The organism is Streptococcus sp. HMSC076C08 (genome assembly GCF_001810825.1).
Classification (GTDB): Bacteria; Bacillota; Bacilli; order Lactobacillales; family Streptococcaceae; genus Streptococcus.
The window spans coordinates 268,514-288,392 of sequence record NZ_KV802721.1; the positions used below are offsets into that span (position 1 = coordinate 268,514).

The 19,879-nt window shown below is 41.4% G+C and carries 15 protein-coding genes; 1 reads left to right on the top strand and 14 read right to left on the bottom strand.

What is annotated here, in order from left to right:
* Positions 1-3 precede the first annotated feature (3 nt).
* The 5 genes from aroC to HMPREF2766_RS02920 are packed head-to-tail and all read right to left on the bottom strand — an operon-like array spanning position 4 to position 4,947.
* Complete coding sequence (gene aroC / locus HMPREF2766_RS02900) at positions 4-1,170, bottom strand: chorismate synthase (protein ID WP_001269883.1); 1,167 nt, start codon at positions 1,168-1,170, stop codon at positions 4-6.
* Positions 1,171-1,179: 9 nt separating this feature from the next.
* Positions 1,180-2,247, bottom strand: coding sequence for a 3-dehydroquinate synthase (aroB, locus tag HMPREF2766_RS02905; protein ID WP_049478777.1), 1,068 nt, complete (start codon positions 2,245-2,247; stop codon positions 1,180-1,182).
* A gap of 18 nt (positions 2,248-2,265) precedes the next feature.
* Entirely contained in the window at positions 2,266-3,120 is an 855-nt protein-coding gene (locus HMPREF2766_RS02910; RefSeq protein ID WP_049490174.1) for a shikimate dehydrogenase, read from the bottom strand.
* Positions 3,110-3,787, bottom strand: coding sequence for a type I 3-dehydroquinate dehydratase (gene aroD / locus HMPREF2766_RS02915; protein WP_070567646.1), 678 nt, complete (start codon positions 3,785-3,787; stop codon positions 3,110-3,112). The genes HMPREF2766_RS02910 and aroD overlap by 11 nt, the downstream gene beginning before the upstream one ends.
* A complete protein-coding gene (locus tag HMPREF2766_RS02920) occupies positions 3,784-4,947 on the bottom strand; it encodes a class I SAM-dependent rRNA methyltransferase (protein ID WP_070567648.1) in 1,164 nt (387 codons plus the stop codon). Before HMPREF2766_RS02920 ends, aroD begins: the two co-directional genes overlap by 4 nt.
* Before the next feature lie 272 nt (positions 4,948-5,219).
* On the opposite strand from HMPREF2766_RS02920, the gene HMPREF2766_RS02925 reads away from it, so the two are divergent.
* Positions 5,220-6,668, top strand: a complete 1,449-nt coding sequence (locus tag HMPREF2766_RS02925) for an alpha-amylase (RefSeq protein ID WP_070567650.1) — start codon at positions 5,220-5,222, stop codon at positions 6,666-6,668.
* Positions 6,669-6,754: 86 nt separating this feature from the next.
* Here HMPREF2766_RS02925 and alaS read toward each other — a convergent pair whose 3' ends face one another.
* The 9 genes from alaS to cas6 form a co-directional block, all read right to left on the bottom strand.
* Complete coding sequence (gene alaS, locus HMPREF2766_RS02930) at positions 6,755-9,373, bottom strand: alanine--tRNA ligase (RefSeq protein ID WP_070567652.1); 2,619 nt, start codon at positions 9,371-9,373, stop codon at positions 6,755-6,757.
* A 21-nt stretch (positions 9,374-9,394) separates the two neighbouring features.
* Entirely contained in the window at positions 9,395-9,880 is a 486-nt protein-coding gene (locus tag HMPREF2766_RS02935) for an LURP-one-related/scramblase family protein (protein WP_000847083.1), read from the bottom strand.
* Between the two features lie 298 nt (positions 9,881-10,178).
* Positions 10,179-11,468 carry a type III-A CRISPR-associated CARF protein Csm6 gene (gene csm6 / locus HMPREF2766_RS02940; protein ID WP_000153850.1) on the bottom strand — a complete coding sequence of 430 codons (1,290 nt, stop codon included), beginning with the start codon at positions 11,466-11,468 and terminating at the stop codon, positions 10,179-10,181.
* A complete protein-coding gene (gene csm5 / locus HMPREF2766_RS02945) occupies positions 11,440-12,534 on the bottom strand; it encodes a type III-A CRISPR-associated RAMP protein Csm5 (RefSeq protein ID WP_000846388.1) in 1,095 nt (364 codons plus the stop codon). The genes csm6 and csm5 overlap by 29 nt, the downstream gene beginning before the upstream one ends.
* The gene (gene csm4, locus HMPREF2766_RS02950; protein WP_000221421.1) at positions 12,531-13,436 is read right to left on the bottom strand and encodes a type III-A CRISPR-associated RAMP protein Csm4; all 906 of its coding nucleotides are present in this window, start codon (positions 13,434-13,436) and stop codon (positions 12,531-12,533) included. Before csm4 ends, csm5 begins: the two co-directional genes overlap by 4 nt.
* 1 nt (position 13,437) lies before the next feature.
* The gene (gene csm3, locus HMPREF2766_RS02955) at positions 13,438-14,100 is read right to left on the bottom strand and encodes a type III-A CRISPR-associated RAMP protein Csm3 (RefSeq protein ID WP_000852937.1); all 663 of its coding nucleotides are present in this window, start codon (positions 14,098-14,100) and stop codon (positions 13,438-13,440) included.
* Entirely contained in the window at positions 14,100-14,480 is a 381-nt protein-coding gene (gene csm2, locus HMPREF2766_RS02960) for a type III-A CRISPR-associated protein Csm2 (protein ID WP_000996503.1), read from the bottom strand. The genes csm3 and csm2 overlap by 1 nt, the downstream gene beginning before the upstream one ends.
* A complete protein-coding gene (gene cas10 / locus HMPREF2766_RS02965) occupies positions 14,481-16,775 on the bottom strand; it encodes a type III-A CRISPR-associated protein Cas10/Csm1 (RefSeq protein WP_070567654.1) in 2,295 nt (764 codons plus the stop codon).
* Positions 16,756-17,487: a CRISPR-associated endoribonuclease Cas6 gene (cas6, locus tag HMPREF2766_RS02970; protein ID WP_000821019.1), complete on the bottom strand. Its 732-nt coding sequence runs from the start codon at positions 17,485-17,487 to the stop codon at positions 16,756-16,758. Before cas6 ends, cas10 begins: the two co-directional genes overlap by 20 nt.
* Positions 17,488-19,879: the final 2,392 nt, after the last annotated feature.

Here is a 19,879-nt window from a genome sequence, read left to right on the forward strand (position 1 = left end):
TCCTTAATAGTTCTTTGTATACTCACGGTGTTTGGTTACCGCTTCTTTTAATTCCTCTAGGTTGTCCGATGAAAATTTTTCAAGGATTTCTTGCGCCAGAACCGTTGCTACAACAGCTTCCATGACTACCCCAGCTGCTGGCAGAGCGGTCGGATCACTTCTCTCCACGGTTGCCTTGTAAGGTTCGTGGGTTTCGATATCCACACTCATAAGTGGTTTGTAAAGAGTGGGAATGGGTTTCATAACTCCACGAACAACAATTGGTTGCCCATTGGTCATACCACCTTCAAAACCACCTAGATTATTGGTACGACGAGTATAGCCGTCTTCTTTAGACCAGAGAATTTCATCCATAACTTGGCTGCCTTTGCGGTAACCAGCTTCAAATCCAAGACCAAATTCCACCCCTTTAAAGGCATTGATAGAAACAACTGCTTGGGCCAATCGCGCATCCAATTTTCTGTCCCATTGGACATAGGAGCCAAGGCCAACTGGAACGCCTCCGACGACTGTCTCTACAACCCCACCGATGGTATCACCGTCACGTTTGATTTGGTCAATATAGTCCTTGATTTCCTGTTCCCGCTCTTGGTTGACAATAGAAACTTCAGACTGGGCAGCTCGTTCCTTAATCTCAGCCACTGTCAGATTTTCAGGTACATCGATTTCCTTGCCACCAAAGACCACGACATGGTTGGCAATCTCCATATTTAGCTCAGCCAAAAGTCGTTTGGCTACTGCCCCAACAGCCACTCGCATGGTGGTTTCACGGGCAGATGACCTCTCCAAGGAATTTCGCAAATCATCAAAACGGTACTTAATGCCCCCAACTAAATCGGCATGACCTGGGCGAGGATGGGTAATTTTTCTCTTGCTTTTAAGGCGGTCTTCAATGTCCTCAGCAGACATGATATCCAGCCATTTTTGGTGGTCCTTATTGATGACATCCATGGTAATAGGTGCCCCTGTCGTCTTCCCGTGACGAACGCCCGAAGTAAAGACAACCTGGTCACTCTCAATCTTCATACGGCCACCACGACCGTAGCCACCCTGACGGCGTTTAAGGTCTCCATTAATATCCTCTGCTGTCAAAGGAAGTCCAGCTGGAATTCCTTCAATAATAGCCGTCAAACGGGGGCCGTGTGATTCTCCTGCAGTTAAATATCTCATACGTTCTCCTTATTTTACCAAGTAGTCTTTCATCTCTTCCAGAGAAACTGGGTGAATGGTCGCTGAACCAAGCTCTGGAACTAAGACCAATTTCAAGGTGTTTCCACGCGCTTTTTTATCATGAGTCAAAGCTTGATAAAGTTTGTCAACATCCCAGTTTTCATAATCAACAGGCAAGCCAAATTTCTGGCACATCTCTGTAATGGACTGGGTTATTCCTTCTGGCATGAGGCCTTTTCCCTCAGCAACCTTGGAAATCTGAACCATGCCCATAGCCACAGCTTCTCCATGCATGACCTTGCCATAACCGGCAGTTGCTTCAATAGCATGACCAATAGTGTGCCCAAAATTGAGGTAAAGACGAACACCGTTATCCAACTCATCTTCGACCACCATCTTGCGCTTAACCTGACAAGAATGTTCAATCAAAGTCTCTGCATGTTCCAAAATGCTCTCTACAGAACCATCTAGCTCCATCAAGAGAGCCCACAGTTCTGGATCCTCAATCAAGCCGTACTTGATAACCTCGCCCATCCCCTCAATCAGCTCTCTTTTTCCAAGCGTTTCTAGGACAAGCGGGTCAATCAGAACCCCATCTGGTTGGGCAAAAGTTCCCACCATATTTTTAGCAAAAGGAGTATTGACACCCGTCTTTCCACCAATAGACGAATCAACCTGGGCTGTCAAACTAGTCGGAATCTGAACAAAGTGAATGCCCCGCATATAGGTAGAGGCTACAAAACCAGCTAGGTCCCCAACGACACCACCACCAAGAGCCACGATCCCATCGCTACGAGTCAACCCCTGCTTGACTAGAAATTCATAGACTTTCTGAACAGTTGTTAAATTTTTTCGTTCTTCGCCTTCTAAAAAGTCAAAAACAGCTACCTGAAAACCAGCATCTTCTAGGCTGAGTTTAATCTTCTCTGCATAGAGAGAAGCTACATGGTTATCGGTTACAATGACCACTTTTTGAGGTTGCCAGAGTTCTCGCAACCATTGACCAGCCTGAGCCAGACAACCTTTTTCAATCTGAATATCATAAGGATGATGCGGAATATCGATTCTGATTTTCATAGGAGGGTCTCCTTTTCACTATTTATATTTTTCTGTTAAGGACTGCCAAATTTCTTCTGTCGGCATTTCTTTACCTGTCCACAGTTGAAAAGCTTCAGCAGCTTGATAGAGCAACATTCCCAGACCATTGACGGCTGGATTGCCCTGACTTCTAGCCCATTTCAAAAAGGGCGTTTCAAAGGGTTGGTAAATGATATCTGCGACCAAGATATCTTCAGGTAAGACTATACTTGTCGGAACTGGGGACGACTGGCCATCCATGCCCACACTGGTGGCATTGACTAGTAAGTGCGAATCAGCAATCTTTTCTTGCAGGTCAGAAAGATCTTCTAAAGCATACAAGTCCACTTTAAAGCCGGTTTGCTCCTGCAACTTGTCTAGGTAAGGTCTTGTTTTTTCCATGGAAACTGAACGAACAAAGACTGAAATTTGACTGACGCCATCCAAAATAGCTTGCGCCAAGATTGATTTGGCCGCGCCCCCTGCTCCCAGAATGGTCATTTTCTTATCCGAGATTGTAAAAGAAGGCAAGCTCTTAAAGAATCCCTTGCCATCTGTATTATATCCAATTAACGTTCCGTCTTGATTAACAACTGTGTTGACTGCCCCAATCAAACAAGCTTCATCACTCAACTCATCCAGATAAGGAATCACTTGCTCCTTGTAAGGCATGGAGAGATTAATCCCAAACATCTGGTAACGGCGAATATTGGCGACTGTTTCTGCCAAGTCACCCGCTTCAATCTCCCAAGCCACATAGACACCATTGGTAGCTGTCGCCTCAAAGGCCCTATTATGGATGAAGGGTGAAATAGAGTGTTTGATGGGATTTGCAACGACAGCCGCCATACGTGTGTAGCCATCAAGCTTCATCCAAAATCTCCCTGATTTTCTTCATGTTTGGTAGAGAAATCTGACCTGGGGCACTCGCTTCATCCAGACTAGTAAATGACCAACTTGAACCCGTCACATCTGAAGTGATACGAGATACCTTGCCCATTTTCCCCATGGAAATGGTCACGTACTCTTGCTCAGGATTGAGTGTTTTAAATCCTCGTGTGTAGTTCATCAAGTCTAAAACATCCTGCTCCGTATGGGCCATGACAGATACCTTGACCACTTTTGGAGAAAGACTGGTCAACTCAGACAAAATCTCCATCATGTTTTCAGGTGTCTCAAGGAAATTATGATAACTCAAAACAAGATTTGGAAAATCCAACATTTCCTCAAATACATCCTTGTAGCTGAAATACTCGAAATCTACATAATCCGGCTGATAGAGCTGAGTAACCTCCTTGATGATTTGAACATACTCCTCAGAAGACAGTTCGATTTCTCCTCCCTCAGAGCGAGTCCGAAGGGTAAAGACAAGTTCGCGTCCTGCAAATTTCTCAAAGATAGCGGGTGCTACCTGTAAAATAGCGTCCTTTGTAAGAAAGTCCGCACGCCACTCAATGATATCGGCATCTTCATACCTAGTAGCATCCAGTTCTTGCGCTTCTTCTAAACTTCTTGGCATTACTGAAACGATTAATTTCATCTACTAACCTTCATACTAATCACCTTGAGGTAATTACTGCTTTCATCTTTTTTATTATAGGCAAAGTCTGCTGGAAGACCATATTGGTTCAAGATCTGATACCTTCTTCCTGCAAAACCTTTATCAATTTGTTCTGTAAATTTCTGGCGGGAAACATTGGCAGCATTGGTACTGGCAATGATAATCCCTCCCGGATTTAAAATCTCTAGACTTTGGGAAATCAACTTGTGATAGTTCTTAGCTACAGAGAATGTTTGTTTTTTATTGCGGGCAAAGCTCGGCGGATCAAGCACAATCACATCATAGGTCAAGCCTTTTCGCTTGGCATACTTGAAGTACTCAAAGACATCCATGACGATAAAACGATGATTATCCGTGCTGAGCCCATTTGCCTGAAAATGAGCTTCTGACAGCTCTCTAGACCTTTTGGCCAAGTCGACAGAAGTCGTCTCACTAGCGCCTCCCATAGCTGCAGCAACAGAAAAGGCAGCCGTATAGGAAAACATATTGAGCAAGGATTTGCCCATGGCTAGACCGTCAACCAGACTCCCACGAACCTCATGCTGGTCCAGGAAAATCCCTGTCATCAAACCATCATTCATAAAGACTTGATAGAGCACGCCATTCTCAAGAACAGTAAAATAGTCTGGCGCTTCCTCACCATAAACAGAGGCAGACTCGTAGTCTAGACCTTTAAAACGAATCTTTTCATAAGCTCCCAAGACCTCAGGAAAAACTTCCTTAAAAGCCTTTACGATCAGCTCACGAATCTGGTAAACAAAGGAGTTGTACCAAGAAAAAACAGCATAATCTCCATAGAGATCAACAGTCAGACCACCAAAACCATCCCCCTCTTGGTTAAAAAGGCGAAAAGCAGTGGTCAAGTCATCCTGATGATAAGGCTTTCTAGCTTCCTTGGCCTTACGAAACAGAATTTCAAAAAAGGCTTGATTGAAACGAACCTTTTCCTTGCTGATGAACCAACCGATTCCCTTGTTCTGCTGAGAAAGATAGGCACTCCCTAAAAACCTTCCGTCTTGACTAAGAACTTCTACTGCCTGATCCGTCAGTTCAATATCTGTTAAATCACTTGCTTCCAAAAGAACTAGACCCTTAGCTAGCTTTTTTTCAACACGTCTGCTGACCCTGATTCTATTCATAGCTACTATTATAACAAATTTTGTGACAATTCTCAAAAAAGAAACCGTTTAACCAGTTGTACTTTAGTTTACTGAGTGTCATTTTTGTTCAAATAAGTTTATGCCATTTACTTTTTCACCAAAACATCCTTTCCCTTATAATGGAAAGAGAGATTTTAATCGATAAAAATAGACAATTTCAGAAATGAGTATAGAATCTTGCGCAAACGTTTGCCTAGTTCTAAACTTTATGGTAGAATAAAACTCAACATTGACAAGTAAGAGGAAACATCATGCAAAATCAAACACTCATGCAATACTTTGAATGGTATCTGCCTCACGACGGCCAACACTGGGCTCGACTGACAAATGACGCAGAGCACCTAGCAAACCTTGGTATCAGCCATGTCTGGATGCCACCTGCCTTCAAGGCAACCAACGAAAAAGATGTCGGCTATGGTGTTTACGATCTTTTTGACCTAGGCGAATTTCACCAAAAAGGAACTGTCCGTACCAAGTATGGGTTTAAAGAAGACTATCTTCAAGCCATTCAAGCCCTAAAAGCACAGGGAATTCAACCTATGGCCGATGTGGTGCTCAATCACAAGGCTGCTGCCGATCATATGGAAGCCTTTCAGGTTATTGAAGTGGACCCTGAGGATCGTACCGTTCAACTAAGCGAGCCCTTTACTATCAATGGCTGGACTCACTTTACTTTCGATGGTCGCCAAGATACCTACAATGACTTCCACTGGCACTGGTACCACTTCACAGGTACAGACTACGATGCCAAACGCCGTAAGTCTGGTATTTACCTGATCCAAGGAGACAATAAAGGTTGGGCAAATGAGGAATTGGTCGATAACGAAAACGGTAACTACGACTACCTCATGTATGCCGACCTAGACTTTAAGCATCCTGAAGTCATCCAAAACATCTATGACTGGGCTGACTGGTTCATGGAAACGACTGGTGTAGCTGGTTTCCGCTTGGATGCCGTTAAGCACATCGACTCCTTCTTTATGGGCAATTTCATCCGTGATATGAAGGAAAAATACGGTCAAGATTTCTATGTTTTTGGTGAATTTTGGAATCCAGACAAGGAAGCCAATCTAGACTATCTCGAGAAAACAGAAGAACGCTTTGATCTTGTCGATGTTCGTCTCCACCAGAACCTCTTTGAAGCCAGTCAAGCTGGAGCAAGTTACGACCTTCGTAACATTTTCACAGATAGCTTGGTTGAACTCAAGCCTGACAAAGCAGTCACTTTCGTTGACAACCATGATACCCAACGAGGACAAGCCCTTGAGTCTACTGTTGAAGAATGGTTCAAGCCAGCAGCCTATGCCCTCATTCTATTACGCCAAGATGGTCTTCCATGTGTCTTTTACGGAGACTATTACGGCATTTCAGGGCAATTTGCTCAACAAGATTTCAGAGAAGTTCTTGACCGTCTCCTAGCCATCCGAAAAGACAGGGCATATGGGGAGCAAACAGACTACTTTGACGATGCCAACTGTATCGGTTGGGTTCGTTCAGGTGCTGAACATCAATCTCCAATCGCTGTCCTCATCTCAAATGACCAAGAAAACAGCAAATCTATGTTTGTCGGGCAAGAATGGGCTGACCAAACCTTTGTTGACCTCCTTGAAAATCATCCAGCACAAGTTACAATCAACGCTGAAGGTTATGGAGAATTTCCAGTAGCAGCGGGTTCAGTCAGTGTTTGGGCAACAAAATAAACCTATCAGTTACAAGCCAGATCCAACCGGATTTGGCTTTTTAAGTAGGCAAAAAGACCTACCCAAATGGATAGATCTTTATTGTCTTACAATTTACCTGCTACTGCATCCAAGAGTTCTTGAATTTTCGCTTGGTTGCTTCCTCCTGCCATAGCCATGTCTGGTTTACCACCACCACGTCCATCGACGATTGGAGCCAATTCTTTAACCAAGTTTCCTGCGTGTACATCTTTAGTCTTGCTTGCTACGAGGACATTGACCTTGTAACCAATAGCGGCAACTAGGACAAGCACATCAGAGTAGTCTTTTTGTTTCCAGTTATCCGCAAAGGTACGAAGGGCACTTGCATCTGATACAGAAACTTGGCTTGCAATGTAACGGTGTCCGTTGACTTCCTTCACATCCTTAAAGACATCACCTGCCGCTGCAGCTGCTGCTTTTTCCTTCAATTCTGCATTTTCTTTTTGCAATTGACGGAGTTGCTCTTGAAGGCCTTCAACCTTGTGAGGTACTTCCTTGAGTTGAGGTGCTTTAAGAGTTGATGCAACAGCTTTCAGAGCGTCTTCTTGTTCACGGTAGGCTTCAAAGGCTTCTTTACCAGTCACTGCCAAGATACGACGAGTTCCTGAACCAATCCCTTCTTCTTTGACAATCTTGAAGAGACCGATTTCAGAAGTATTGCCAACGTGGGTACCACCACAGAGTTCCACTGAGTAGTCACCGATGGTCACAACACGAACTTCCTTACCGTATTTCTCACCAAAGAGGGCCATAGCTCCCATTTCTTTAGCCGTGTCAATATCTGTCTCAACAGTTTCTACAGCAATTGCTTCCCAAATTTTCTCATTAACTTGCTGTTCAATGGCGCGCAACTCTTCAGGAGTCACAGCTTGGAAGTGAGTAAAGTCAAAGCGAAGAAATTCTACTTCGTTCAGAGATCCTGCTTGTGTCGCATGGTGGCCAAGGATATTGTGAAGAGCCGCATGGAGCAAGTGAGTCGCTGTGTGGTTTTTCATGACACGGTGACGGCGATTAGTATCGATTGCCAAGGTATATTCTTGATTCAAAGCAAGTGGTGCAAGAACTTCGACAGTATGAAGAGCTTGTCCGTTTGGTGCTTTTTGCACGTCCGTTACAGTCGCTACGACATTTCCTTTAGCATCCAAGATTTGACCGTGGTCAGCTACTTGTCCACCCATTTCAGCGTAGAATGGAGTCTCTGCAAAGATAAGAGAGGCAGTTCCTTCAGATACAGCTTCTACTTCAGCATTGTCCGCTACGATAGCCACCAACTTAGAAGGCAATTGGCTGGCATTGTAGTTGAAGACACTTTCCACTGTAATGTTTTGAAGGGTTTCATTTTGCATTCCCATTGAGCCACCTTTGACAGCTGACGCACGCGCACGTTCTTGCTGCTCTTTCATGGCTGCTTCAAAACCTTCACGGTCTACAGTCATCCCAGCTTCTTCAGCGATTTCTTCTGTCAATTCAACTGGGAATCCGTATGTATCGTAGAGTTTGAAGACATCTTGCCCAGCGATAACAGATTGACCTTTTTCTTTCAAGTCAGCTACGATGCCTTGGGCAAAGTGTTGACCTGAATGAAGGGTACGGGCAAATGACTCTTCTTCGCTCTTAACGATTTTTTCGATAAAGTCACGTTTTTCAAGCACTTCTGGGTAGTAGCTTTCCATGATTTTTCCAACAGTTGGAACGAGTTTGTAAAGGAAAGGCTCGTTGATACCCAATTTTTGACCGTGCATAGAAGCACGACGAAGCAAACGACGAAGAACATAACCACGACCTTCATTTCCAGGAAGGGCACCATCACCGATGGCAAATGAAAGAGAACGGATATGGTCAGCAATGACCTTGAAGCTCATGTTGTCGCCATCTTGGTCGTAGACCTTACCAGACAATTTCTCAACTTCACGAATGATTGGCATGAAGAGGTCTGTTTCAAAGTTCGTCTTAGCTCCTTGGATAACGGCCACCAAACGCTCCAAACCAGCGCCCGTATCAATGTTCTTGTGCGGCAATTCCTTGTAGTCGCTACGAGGAACAGCTGGATCAGCGTTAAATTGTGACAAAACGATGTTCCAGATTTCGATGTAACGGTCGTTTTCGATATCCTCTGCAAGCAGGCGAAGACCGATATTTTCTGGGTCAAATGCTTCTCCACGGTCAAAGAAGATTTCTGTATCAGGTCCAGAAGGCCCCGCACCGATTTCCCAGAAGTTGTCTTCGATTGGGATCAAGTGGCTTGGATCCACTCCTACTTCAATCCAGCGGTTGTAAGAATCTTTATCGTCTGGATAGTAGGTCATGTAGAGTTTATCAGCTGGAAAATCAAACCATTCTGGGCTTGTCAAAAGCTCATAAGCCCAAGTGATAGCTTCGTCACGGAAGTAATCCCCGATAGAGAAGTTCCCCAACATTTCAAACATGGTATGGTGACGCGCAGTCTTCCCTACGTTTTCGATGTCGTTAGTACGGATGGCTTTTTGCGCATTGGTAATACGTGGGTTTTCAGGGATAATGGTTCCGTCAAAGTATTTCTTAAGGGTTGCTACCCCAGAGTTGATCCACAAAAGAGTTGGGTCGTTTACTGGAACCAAGCTGACTGATGGTTCTACAGAGTGACCTTTGCTTGCCCAGAAATCAAGCCACATTTGGCGAACTTGAGCACTAGATAGTTGTTTCATAATATCTCCTTATTTACTTGTTTAATTTGATTGGCTTTCTAGCATCTCCACATAGTCAATCGCGACACAGAGGGAAATGACCAGGTCTGCATAAGAGTCTTCATAGACGGTTACGGTGTAAGTTGAGGTCAAATGGAAAATCTCTTTCCGAATCTCGGCAATCACTTGGTCGCGGTCATCCAACAATTTGAAATTCAAATCCCAGATATTGCCCTCGATACGAAGTCCTAGATCATCAAACTCATACTTATCTCGAAAGAAGGTCAACTTCTTACGAATAACGAAATTGGAACCGTTTCGTAGCTGAATAGTAAAGCGAGGAAGCAAGGTGAAAAATTCTTTACTGATTTCACTGACCTGCTCACCATAGGCGTCATAGATGGTAAAGGTCTTAGGAATTTGGAAGAAAGAGCCCTCCACCTGATAGTTCACTACTCCTCTATCATCCTTGATATCGAAGCGTTCGCCCCCAAGACGAAACTTTTGTTTCACGAGAAATGTCTTCATAAACACCTCCAAAAATCAAAAGACAAGCTCATATCACGAAGGGCGAAAAACCGCGGTACCACCTTCATTCAATGAACTTGTCATTCTCTTATTCTTATGCAATTGTCTGATTGAGTAGCATGACTTTCTAACTTAGATGGCTCGCAGCACCGCCATTTCTCTGGACTAAGATGACTGAAAATCAATTCTCAACTTTCTTATTATATCGTTTTTTGGGTTCTGCGTCAACTGGGAAAGCAGGCACATGCAATCTCATTATATGTATCATCAGCAAAAAAAGATTTATTGATAAAGTATATTATTGACGAAGTAAGTCAAGCATTTCATTATTGAGTGTTTGGTAACAAGAGAAATAGTTATCATCAATCTCAAATGTATCTTGTAAAATAAAGCGCAAAGTATCTATAGTCTGTTGCAATTTCTTTGAATTGACTAGTTTACTATCAATCTCTGACAAGCCATGTGCCACCTTATTTCTCTCATTGTTTAAAGAAATGATAACTCTAAGTGACTTAATTAATTCAGGACTATATTTGTAATACTCTAAAATTTTAGTGTATATAATTAGATTTAGAGTTGTTGTAGGAGAAAAGTCTTCTTTTTTGCCCTCATTTTCGTTCTGTGATTTTTTATAATCACTATCTAAATAACCGATAACTTTTTCAAAATCTTGATGTTCTTTGTTTAGCTTAGGTAACTTATTTTTATATATTATTAGATTCGGATGATTCCTTTTTATTCTATCTTCTAATATAAATTCGACTAATGATTTTGACTTAATCAAAACATCTGCTACTTGACCTCGTTTGTTTAAAATCTCAATCATCAAAAAATAATTAAGGGCTTTTTTCTCAACCTCTGAAAGTGGATATTTCTGAATTTCTGAAAGAACTTCTTGTTTTTTAAAAACATTTACTAAGTCGGTTAGAATGATTCTTAAACGAGCTAACTGCTTATTTGAAAGCAGCCCCTTCGAATCTCTCCGGATAACAATCTTTTCAACAGCTAAATAATCATATGACTCTATCAAACTTCTTAAATGACGTTTAACTAAAGAATGATTGAACTTCTCCGCTATATCCATGATACATCTGTTTTCATAATTATCCTGATTATCTTCATTATTTTTAAACAGATTATCTTCCTCTTCCTTGGAGAGTATTTTTTGGGGATTGTTAGATGAATTACTAGGAGTGGTAACTTGAATTGCCTGCGTATTATAGTCATCAATTCGGTTTATAGCGAATAGAGCTGATTTTATCTGAGGAGTACCAGAAGATAGATTTAGAATTAATTCCTCCCCTAATTTAGAATACTCTTTTATAATTTTTCCTATGATCTCATACATTTTATCATACAAATAAACCTCATCATTCCTTAATATTTGCTCATGAATTTTCACATCAGGTTTGTAGTCTTTAAATGAAAGAAGGGCTCTCTCAATAAGAGTTTTTTTAACTAACATTTCCTCACTGTAGAGTAAGACGATTCTTTCTGGTTTATATTTTCGAGCTATGTGCATTAAGGCTGAGTCTCTGTTCTTACTGATAGGATCCGTATTACCTACTGCTGAAATTAAAATTGTCATTTGTAATCTCCTTAATCATAAAGTTCGCCTTGCCCATTTCATAGAAGGATTCATTATTCATTATCAGTTTACGAGTTGCTTGTGTTGTTTTAACACTTTTCATTGGCGCTTTTGTTAATTTCAAGACTCCCTTTTCAACCATCCTAGTGGTTCTGCTATTCTCATAACGTTCTTGTAAAATATCTTTTGCTTGTTTAAAAATTGTTTTTGTCCAAGCTCCACTACCAGCACCCAAGTATATAGGATATTGAATATTTGGCTGAATTTTATTTTCAGGAAAATCTTTGAGGAAAAAAATCTTATAGTCATTATAAAATTCAAATGCTTTCTCACCAAGTTTCTCAATTAATTCCCCCGCCTCCTTTGTAGTTGTGGTAATTTTAAAATTAATTATTTTGCCAGGAGTTAAAGCTTCCCTATATAAAGGAAGAGGCTTGACAAGAGGGGTGGTGGCTTTATGATCCCATTTTTGAACTAAAATAAGACTGTCATTTCTAAATGGTTTGCTATCACTAACACGAATAGTATTAAACAAGTCATCATAATTCTGACCCTTTTTTGCTCCCCAAGGAATCAAAGATTTGTTTTCCTTTTTATCTTTCACAACATTTTCATTATTCCAGTCAGGATTGGTATTCATCAAAATAGTTCGAATGGCTCCCTTTAACGAACTACCAGGTATATAAGGATTACCATAAGAGTCTCGCATAAACTTTGATACTTCATTAATAGTACCTAACTTGGAATCAATGTTGTTCTTTTCGGTTTCAAAACCAGTCTCTTTAATCCTATAACCACCAAAATCACGGTCAGAAATACGGTTATCCTCTAAAAAGGAAATCAAACGATTATTACTGGCACTTGCCTTTCTCTCTTGTAAAAAGCGCTCAAACTTCTGATCATAACCTTTCTCCACCATTCGATTATAAAACTTACCCATATCAGGGAAATAAAAGTACCCATCTTCATAGATAAATTCACGAGATGTGTACTTATCACCACTGCCAGTATGGATAGGAGCCATGGCTAGGAGGGTAAATTGAAAGGTTCTATACTCTGTTTTCATCTTTCTCCCTCCATCTTGAAAAATAATGGTTTAGCATAGCTTAATACTTCATGTGGGAAATCAAGAGGTCTTACATCTACAATCTGTCCTGTAAAGGTTTCAGAGAAAGTAGATCCAGAAGCAAACTTATATAAATCCTGCTTACGGTAATTTTCATTAGTTTCTGTACTAAAAGCAAAACCACTTGATTTACTTAGTAAATAGGAACCAGTTTCCATAGCATATTCAAGTTCCTTTTCGACTGGTAGAGAAGTCGTCAAGGTCATGACAGGTCCTTGATGGACCTTGGTGAGACGATTTTTGAAGCTATCTGGTAAATCTAAAATAGTCAAATCAAATTGTCCATAACCACTGGAGCGTTTCCCACCAATTCCTGTATACTGCAAGCTTGCCATGAGTTCATTCAAGAGCTCAGACTCGTTAGCAATCACGTAAAGAGAAGAGTCATCTCTATATCTAACTGTAGAAACTTGATAAAGAGCCCCATCTAAATGAGGTTGGTTTTTAGTGACGATGTTTGTTACTGCATGTTCTGCGTCTTTAAAAAGCGTTCCATTTACATAAGAATCAAATTTATCTAAAGGGATAAATTGAAGTTTCTTCGCCATTTTCGCTTGACGTCTTACTTCTTTAACATCCGTTGTTAAGTCTGGCTGGTCAAACGTTGGAAATCCTATCGGCTTAGGTAAAAATGGGCCTGACTGATAAGGAAATGCATCTGACAAAACGAATCCATCTAGACCTGCTAATGATACAAATTCCTCCATTTTGCCCATTTTTTTTGCTTCTATAGCTAAGGCTGAAAACAATCGGTCAGCTGCAAAAGTCATTTTAGAACTATCCAGAGTACCTGCTCCAAAGTGAGCAGTATGGAAGTTCATAATATACATCTTGTAGGTCATACTAGACCTCCGTAGTTAAAAGTTCATTCAATCTACTAACATCATAGTTTCCGAAAACTGTATTTGCTTTAAGATTCTCAAAGACAACTTTACCATAACCACGAGAACCTGAACCCCCTAAATAATCAAGTTCCAACAGCTTTAATCCATCAAGAATTACTTTGAAGTCTTCTTCTACTTGAGCTTGACTCTTGTCTGTCACCTCATAGATCAACTCAAATCCAAAGATACTGTCTCGGATAGCACGTTCAATCTGTCTTGGATTTGCTTCAGCAGTGATACGGTCAATAGTATTTTCAAACTTAACTTCAGTATAACCTTTGACAGCTCGTGAATCTAAATCTTTTTTGTTAGTTAGAAAGGCATCTCTAAAGATGAGTCTTCCTACTTTATAGTTTTTGTCTGAACTATTCCCAAAGAGACGACTAATAATTTCCCCATCTTCTCCTGGTTTTTCTGCTAATTTAGTATTATATACTCTTGCCAAAAGGGTACGCATTTTCCCTTTGATACTAGATCCTGGAATAATGGGTAAGTTTGTAATTGGATCTTTAATCACAGGTGAGTCCGTAGCACCAATCGCCGCAAAAGCATTGCTTGTCCCAATATGAAGTCCTGTCTCTAGACGAATTTGTCCTGTTACTTGAATTTTTGCAAATGCCATTAATCTTTTCCTCCATAAAATCTGAAATAAGCTACTAGTGCTTCCATATAGCGGCAAAAACGTTGGAGACTTTCCTTATTGTTTATTTCTTTTAGAATGTCTAGAATCTCAGCCTTTTTCACCAAGTCTTTAACCGCAGTTTCTCGGCCCGATTGATAAACAAACTGCACTCTTAAATAAGCAATTTTATCAGCCAATTCCTTATACGATCTGACCTTACTTTCATCAAAAAGATTACTAGTTAAATTTAGTAGATTTCGAATTTTTGTAGTTGTTAAAAAAAATTTAATTTTATTATTTCTATGATCTTTAGTATGATTTAAAGATTTAATAACCTTTTCTGCCTTATCTACGTAATTATCATCTGTTAAAATTGCCATCTATGAATCCTTTCTAATCTCATAAATATATAGAAGTAAAGCTATCTCTGCTTCCTTACGTTCATTATCGCTACCTGTATACCAAGAAAAGAATAAATCCTTAAACTCTTTAAACTCTTCTTTTTTATCCTTAGAAGTTTGATCCTCTAAGCGCGTCAAATAATAGGCTAATCGAGCAATATTCATACGATCGTAGTTACGAAGGAGCTCAATCAGTCTGTATACAAAACTCTTTCCGCGCTCATCTTGAATATTAAAGTAGTAACGAATGCTCTTCAGTTTCCCATTATAGACATTGTCAATAAATTGGTCGAACTTCAAGGTATAATTTCTTTCAGAATCAACATTGCCAAAAGATTGGTCCAACTTCAAGGTATTACCTGCTTTAAAAAGGGAAATACTATCCTTGTCGTTATCCTTTGCTGCTCCTTCTAGCTTACCAGTTTCTTCAGCCATCAGGCTAACTGGAGTTTTATCTGGAAAGAGACCGATCCCTGCTGATAGGGTTAATTTACCATTTGTCCACTTGATAAAGTTTTGTCGGAGACAAATAGGAAACTCAATAATATCCTGCCAAGAACCGATAGCAAATACATCATCTCCACCGGCATAAATGATCGATAGTTTTTTCTCTCTTGCAAACTGGTTGATATAGACCTTAAAGAAGAGACTCATACTTCTAGAGAAGGTCGCTGACCGTGCCAGAGTATTATACTTGCCACTATCTTGATAAGAGAACCCAGCCATAAAGGCTGCTCCTAGATCATCCACATCTAGTCGAACAACTGCTAATCGCTTGATCCCTTGTCCAGTTTCACTATCCTGAGATAGTTGGGCATACTGGTCAATCTCAGCATATTTGTAATCTCCGACAAAGACATGGGTTGCTTTTAGGATATCTGTACTATAGCTATTCTTTACATAAACACGGTCCCACTCTTCATTGGCAAGGTTGGATTTTGAAATACCACTAATATAGGCTCCCGGACCTATCGGCAGTCCTTTTTCTTTTGTCACAATATAGTAGTTTTCTTGTATTTCCTTGGCAAAGCGATACATCCCTGCACAGATATGGCAGACCTCTTGATCTTTATACTTGGTAAGCTTTTCGACTGAGTGACAAATTGCACATTCTTTCTGGGAGCTTTTTCCTCCTTGGTTGAGTTCAAGTAGAGTTTTGGCATCGTAACGAGAAATTTTCTTTTGGGAAATCATCCGACTGGTTGTTTGATAGACTTTTCGATAGTCGGCCAGTGTCGTTGTCATATCATTGGCAGAAAACGGACTCCAACCAAATGCTACGAACAAACCTGTCTGGAAATGCTTGACCAAAAACTGATTGAATTCTGCTTCAAAGCTAGCCAAGGTTTCTCTAGTTTTTTCGGTGTTTGGAAGGATAAAGTAGGCGTGCCCTCCACCGACGTAGAGAAGATTAGCCCTCGTAAGCTCTAACTTCTCCAGTAAGCTGTCAGCGATATGTTCCCCCATAAAATCTAGATACAAGGAACGTGCTTTTAGTTGCTTAGCTGCACCAGCTGTTGCGATATTGTAGATAAAATCCTGAATCCCTGACAGGTCAAAACTTGCTAATAAAAAGGCTTTTTCGCTATAAAAAGCTTCTAAATCCTGTCCCAGTACCTTGTCATAATCACGGCAATTCTTGTCTGCTAAATAGTCCTCTATAGCTAGGGCAAAGCCAGCTGTCAGACGACTGTAGGTTGCTAGAGAAATATCTGATAATCCCTTGGTTCTTGTCGAAACAGGTACATAGGAAAGAGTAGACTCAAGGAGATTCAAAAGGGCATCTATCTCAGATTGGCTAAAGTCAAATCTCTCAAACTCTTTTTCTAAGGTCGCTACTATCAAGTCATAGTCTGACTTGTCAGACGGCTCACTCGATCCCTTAGCATAGTTTGGTTCCCCGTCAAGCTCTAATGGACGCGCATCAAGATAACGCTGACTAGGGCTATCTGAAAATACATTGAAGATATCCGATTGTTTGCTTAGGAAATCTTCTTTACCTCCATGAGTATCTGCTGCTCCTTTTAGGCCTGAAGCAATCTTTGCGGCAGCTGACGTGATATAGACCAAACTATCAGGAGCTAAGTCCGTCGGCAAATCACTAGAAGTCGCCTTGGCTATCTGCTGAGCTATCTTTTCATTATCCGAAAAGCGTCTAAACCATTCGGACCCAATGGTACCTAGGTCTTTCTCATCATACCTGGAACCTTGAATCACCTTGCCGATAGCGTGCAAAAGTGATCCATAAACTAAATCAATCTTTTCTTTCTTCAAGTTCTAAACCTCCCATCCCTAAACTAGTTTTCATGCCGATACCTGAGTACTCCCCAAATTTCAGAAGCATATTGGCGTATGCTTTCAAGGTATTTGGACCTGTAATCTTAAAGGTCAATCTCCCCCTGAAACCAGGGATTTTTTTGCCATGGACTTTAAAATAGCTGGACTCCAATCGATAGCTGGTAATTCTACTGTGCTTGACCAAGTAGTCCAGAGTTTCCTCTTCGATGTCCTGACGATTCTCGACCAAACGTGCATACTTCATCATCAAACTCTGAAAGATGAGACGCATGGTCGGAAAGAGCACGTACTCTCCCTGGGACCGAAATCCTGTTGGAGTTTGAAAACAAATGGTGTAGAGTGACCGATCTTGGTTTTCATTAAAGAACTCAAAGAGTTGCTCCGAACTGAGATCTTGCATGGATAAAGACTCTACCATGAGAGTCGGTAAATCATGAAGCTCTACTCTCTTTAGCTCCAATAGAACAGGCAGGATCTGCTTGACAGCCTCATCCGTCAGGAGATGAAGGGACCATAGGGTCTTGTCCTTTTGATGAATGATTTTTAGTGAGTAGGGGTTGGTTTCCTGCTCATGTAGCCAAGTCACATAGTCTGGTTCTAGCTTTTCCATAAGAAAACCTTGGAATTTTGTCGATAGGTCGCTCGGTGATTGCTCAATCCGCTTAAATGATAGTTCGATGCGTTTCATATGCCTCCTTTATTGATACAACAGCGCTTTTGCTTTCTCATGAGCGCTTTTTTCTTTTACTTTTGGAATCCTTTACCCTTATGAAAATGTCCCCTCTCGAGGTAGATAGGTATCTATACACACTAACAAGAAAATCAAAGAGCTTCTGAGTAAAATGTTTCCGGCCCCTCGCGAGGTAGGTAGGTATCTATACCAATCAAAAAAATCAAACAACTTCAGAAAGAATTACACGGTTTCCGGCCCCTCGCGAGGTAGATAGGTGGATATACTTGTAGCGAAGGTAACAACTCATACTCCTGAACCACCAAAGTTTCCGGCCACTTGAGAGGTAGATTGGGAGATATACAAAAATTACTTTACAAGGAAAAGATAAGCAAGTTATGTTTCCGGCCCCTCCCGAGGTTGATAGGTAGCTATACCTTGCAAGAACCTTGACTGGTTGATTAAGGAGATGGAAGTTTCCGGCCCCTCTCGAGGTAGATAGGGAGATATACGTGCGATCACGCTCGACGAATTACTAGAAAAATAATTGTTTCCGGCCCCTTTCGAGGTTGATAGGTATCTATACTCTGATACTTCATATTCAATCGTAGGTGGGTTGTTTGGGTTTCCGGCCCCTAGCGGGGTAGATAGGGAGATATACCTACCTTAGCACAGACTTTTACAAACTATCCCACTGGTTTCCGCCCCCTCTCGAGGTAGATAGGTAGATAGGTATCTATACCTATAGAACACCGCCTAGTGTAAAGAATCAGGGGCAGTCAAAGTTTCCGGCCCCTCGCGAGGTAGATAGGTATCTATACTCATAATGCGGCGGATATTACACCAGCTTATGCCTTGTTTCCGTCCCCTCACGAGGTAGATAGATATCTATAAAATCCCACATTGAGAACAGGATTTTCTCTAAAACTATCCAGTTTCCGGCCCCTCTAAAGGTAGATAGGTGTCTATACGAGGATTTGGGATGATTCCAAAATTTAGAGCGTGGTCTCCGTCCCCTCTCGAGGTGGATAGGTTCTTATACGAAAGAAGTTCAGTTAGGAAGGGTTATAAAAAGAGGGTTTCCGGCCCCTCTCGAGGTAGATAGGGATCTATACACATCAATCCTGATATGAATGTCATCAGGTATGTGTTTCCGGCCTCTCCCGAGGTAGATAGGTGTCTATACACGTTGTTGACAGCAGTGGGCTACTTTTATAAGAAAAAATTGTTTCCGGCCCCTTTCGAGGTAAATAGGTTTCACTACGATCGTAGAAATTTTGGCTAAGAACGCAGTAAATGCGTTTCCGACCCCTCCCGAGGTAGATAGGTAGCTATACGATGGATGTGAGCACTACCTGCGAATTTCTAGGAATGTTTCCGGCCCCTCTCGAGGTAAATAGGTAGCTATACACAAGAAGGTAATTTAATGAAACTTTTCAAACAATATTGGGTTTCCGGTCCCTCCCGAGGTAGATAGGTAGCTATACCCAAAGATAGATGGGATTCGTTTGAAAGAGATGGTTACAGAAAGTTTCCGGCCCCTCTCGAGGTTGATAGGTATCTATACTAAAAACAACTGTGAAACCTGTAAAAACAGACCCTGTGTTTCCGGCCTCTCGCGAGGTAGATAGGTAGCTATACGTAACGTGACACCTTCTGCTGAATCTGGATTTATCCGGTTTCCGTCCCCTCTCGAGGTAGATAGGTGTTTATCTTCAAGGTAACTTCGCTAATGTTGGAAAATACATTTTCTAGTTTCCGGCCCCTTACGAGGTAGATAGGTTCTTATACACAAGATGATCAACGTACGATCATGAACTTTATTCAGTTTCCGGCCCCTCCCGAGGTAGATAGGTATCTATACTCAATTCAGACGGTGCTATCGTACCTATCTTGCTACCGTTTCCGGCCCCTCGCGAGGTAGATAGGTATCTATACAAGCAAAAGAAAGCAACTAAAGCCGTGTACCTTGTCCCAATTCCGGCCCCTCCCGAGGTAGATAGGTGTCTATACACTGTTATACCGTAAGGACTTTGGACTTTATTATTCGTGACTACTTGTTTACGGCCCCTCGCGAGGTAGATAGGGAGCTATAACCCGCTTAGATGATGATTATCCATTCAAGGGTATTTCTGGGTTTCCGGCCCCTCTCGAGGTTGATAGGGAGCTATACGTGCGTGACGGACAAGAAAATCAAATTGGCGAATAGTTTCCGGCCCCTCTCGAGGTAGATAGGGAGCTATACTTTATCTTTACAAATATTCTTCCCGATTATGAAGAGATTGAGTTTCCGGCCCCTCGCGAGGTAGATAGGTAGCTATACCATCTTGCTCACAGTGCATGATGACAAAAAAGTTTCTTGAGTTTCCGGCCCCTCTCGAGGTAGATAGGTGTCTATACGAGGATTTGG

Coding starts and splice junctions, on each gene's coding strand:
- aroC (WP_001269883.1), bottom strand. CDS start 1,170: ATGAGATATTTAACTGCAGGAGAATCACACGGCCCCCGTTTGACGGCT.
- aroB (WP_049478777.1), bottom strand. CDS start 2,247: ATGAAAATCAGAATCGATATTCCGCATCATCCTTATGATATTCAGATT.
- HMPREF2766_RS02910 (WP_049490174.1), bottom strand. CDS start 3,120: ATGAAGCTTGATGGCTACACACGTATGGCGGCTGTCGTTGCAAATCCC.
- aroD (WP_070567646.1), bottom strand. CDS start 3,787: ATGAAATTAATCGTTTCAGTAATGCCAAGAAGTTTAGAAGAAGCGCAA.
- HMPREF2766_RS02920 (WP_070567648.1), bottom strand. CDS start 4,947: ATGAATAGAATCAGGGTCAGCAGACGTGTTGAAAAAAAGCTAGCTAAG.
- HMPREF2766_RS02925 (WP_070567650.1), top strand. CDS start 5,220: ATGCAAAATCAAACACTCATGCAATACTTTGAATGGTATCTGCCTCAC.
- alaS (WP_070567652.1), bottom strand. CDS start 9,373: ATGAAACAACTATCTAGTGCTCAAGTTCGCCAAATGTGGCTTGATTTC.
- HMPREF2766_RS02935 (WP_000847083.1), bottom strand. CDS start 9,880: ATGAAGACATTTCTCGTGAAACAAAAGTTTCGTCTTGGGGGCGAACGC.
- csm6 (WP_000153850.1), bottom strand. CDS start 11,468: ATGACAATTTTAATTTCAGCAGTAGGTAATACGGATCCTATCAGTAAG.
- csm5 (WP_000846388.1), bottom strand. CDS start 12,534: ATGAAAACAGAGTATAGAACCTTTCAATTTACCCTCCTAGCCATGGCT.
- csm4 (WP_000221421.1), bottom strand. CDS start 13,436: ATGACCTACAAGATGTATATTATGAACTTCCATACTGCTCACTTTGGA.
- csm3 (WP_000852937.1), bottom strand. CDS start 14,100: ATGGCATTTGCAAAAATTCAAGTAACAGGACAAATTCGTCTAGAGACA.
- csm2 (WP_000996503.1), bottom strand. CDS start 14,480: ATGGCAATTTTAACAGATGATAATTACGTAGATAAGGCAGAAAAGGTT.
- cas6 (WP_000821019.1), bottom strand. CDS start 17,487: ATGAAACGCATCGAACTATCATTTAAGCGGATTGAGCAATCACCGAGC.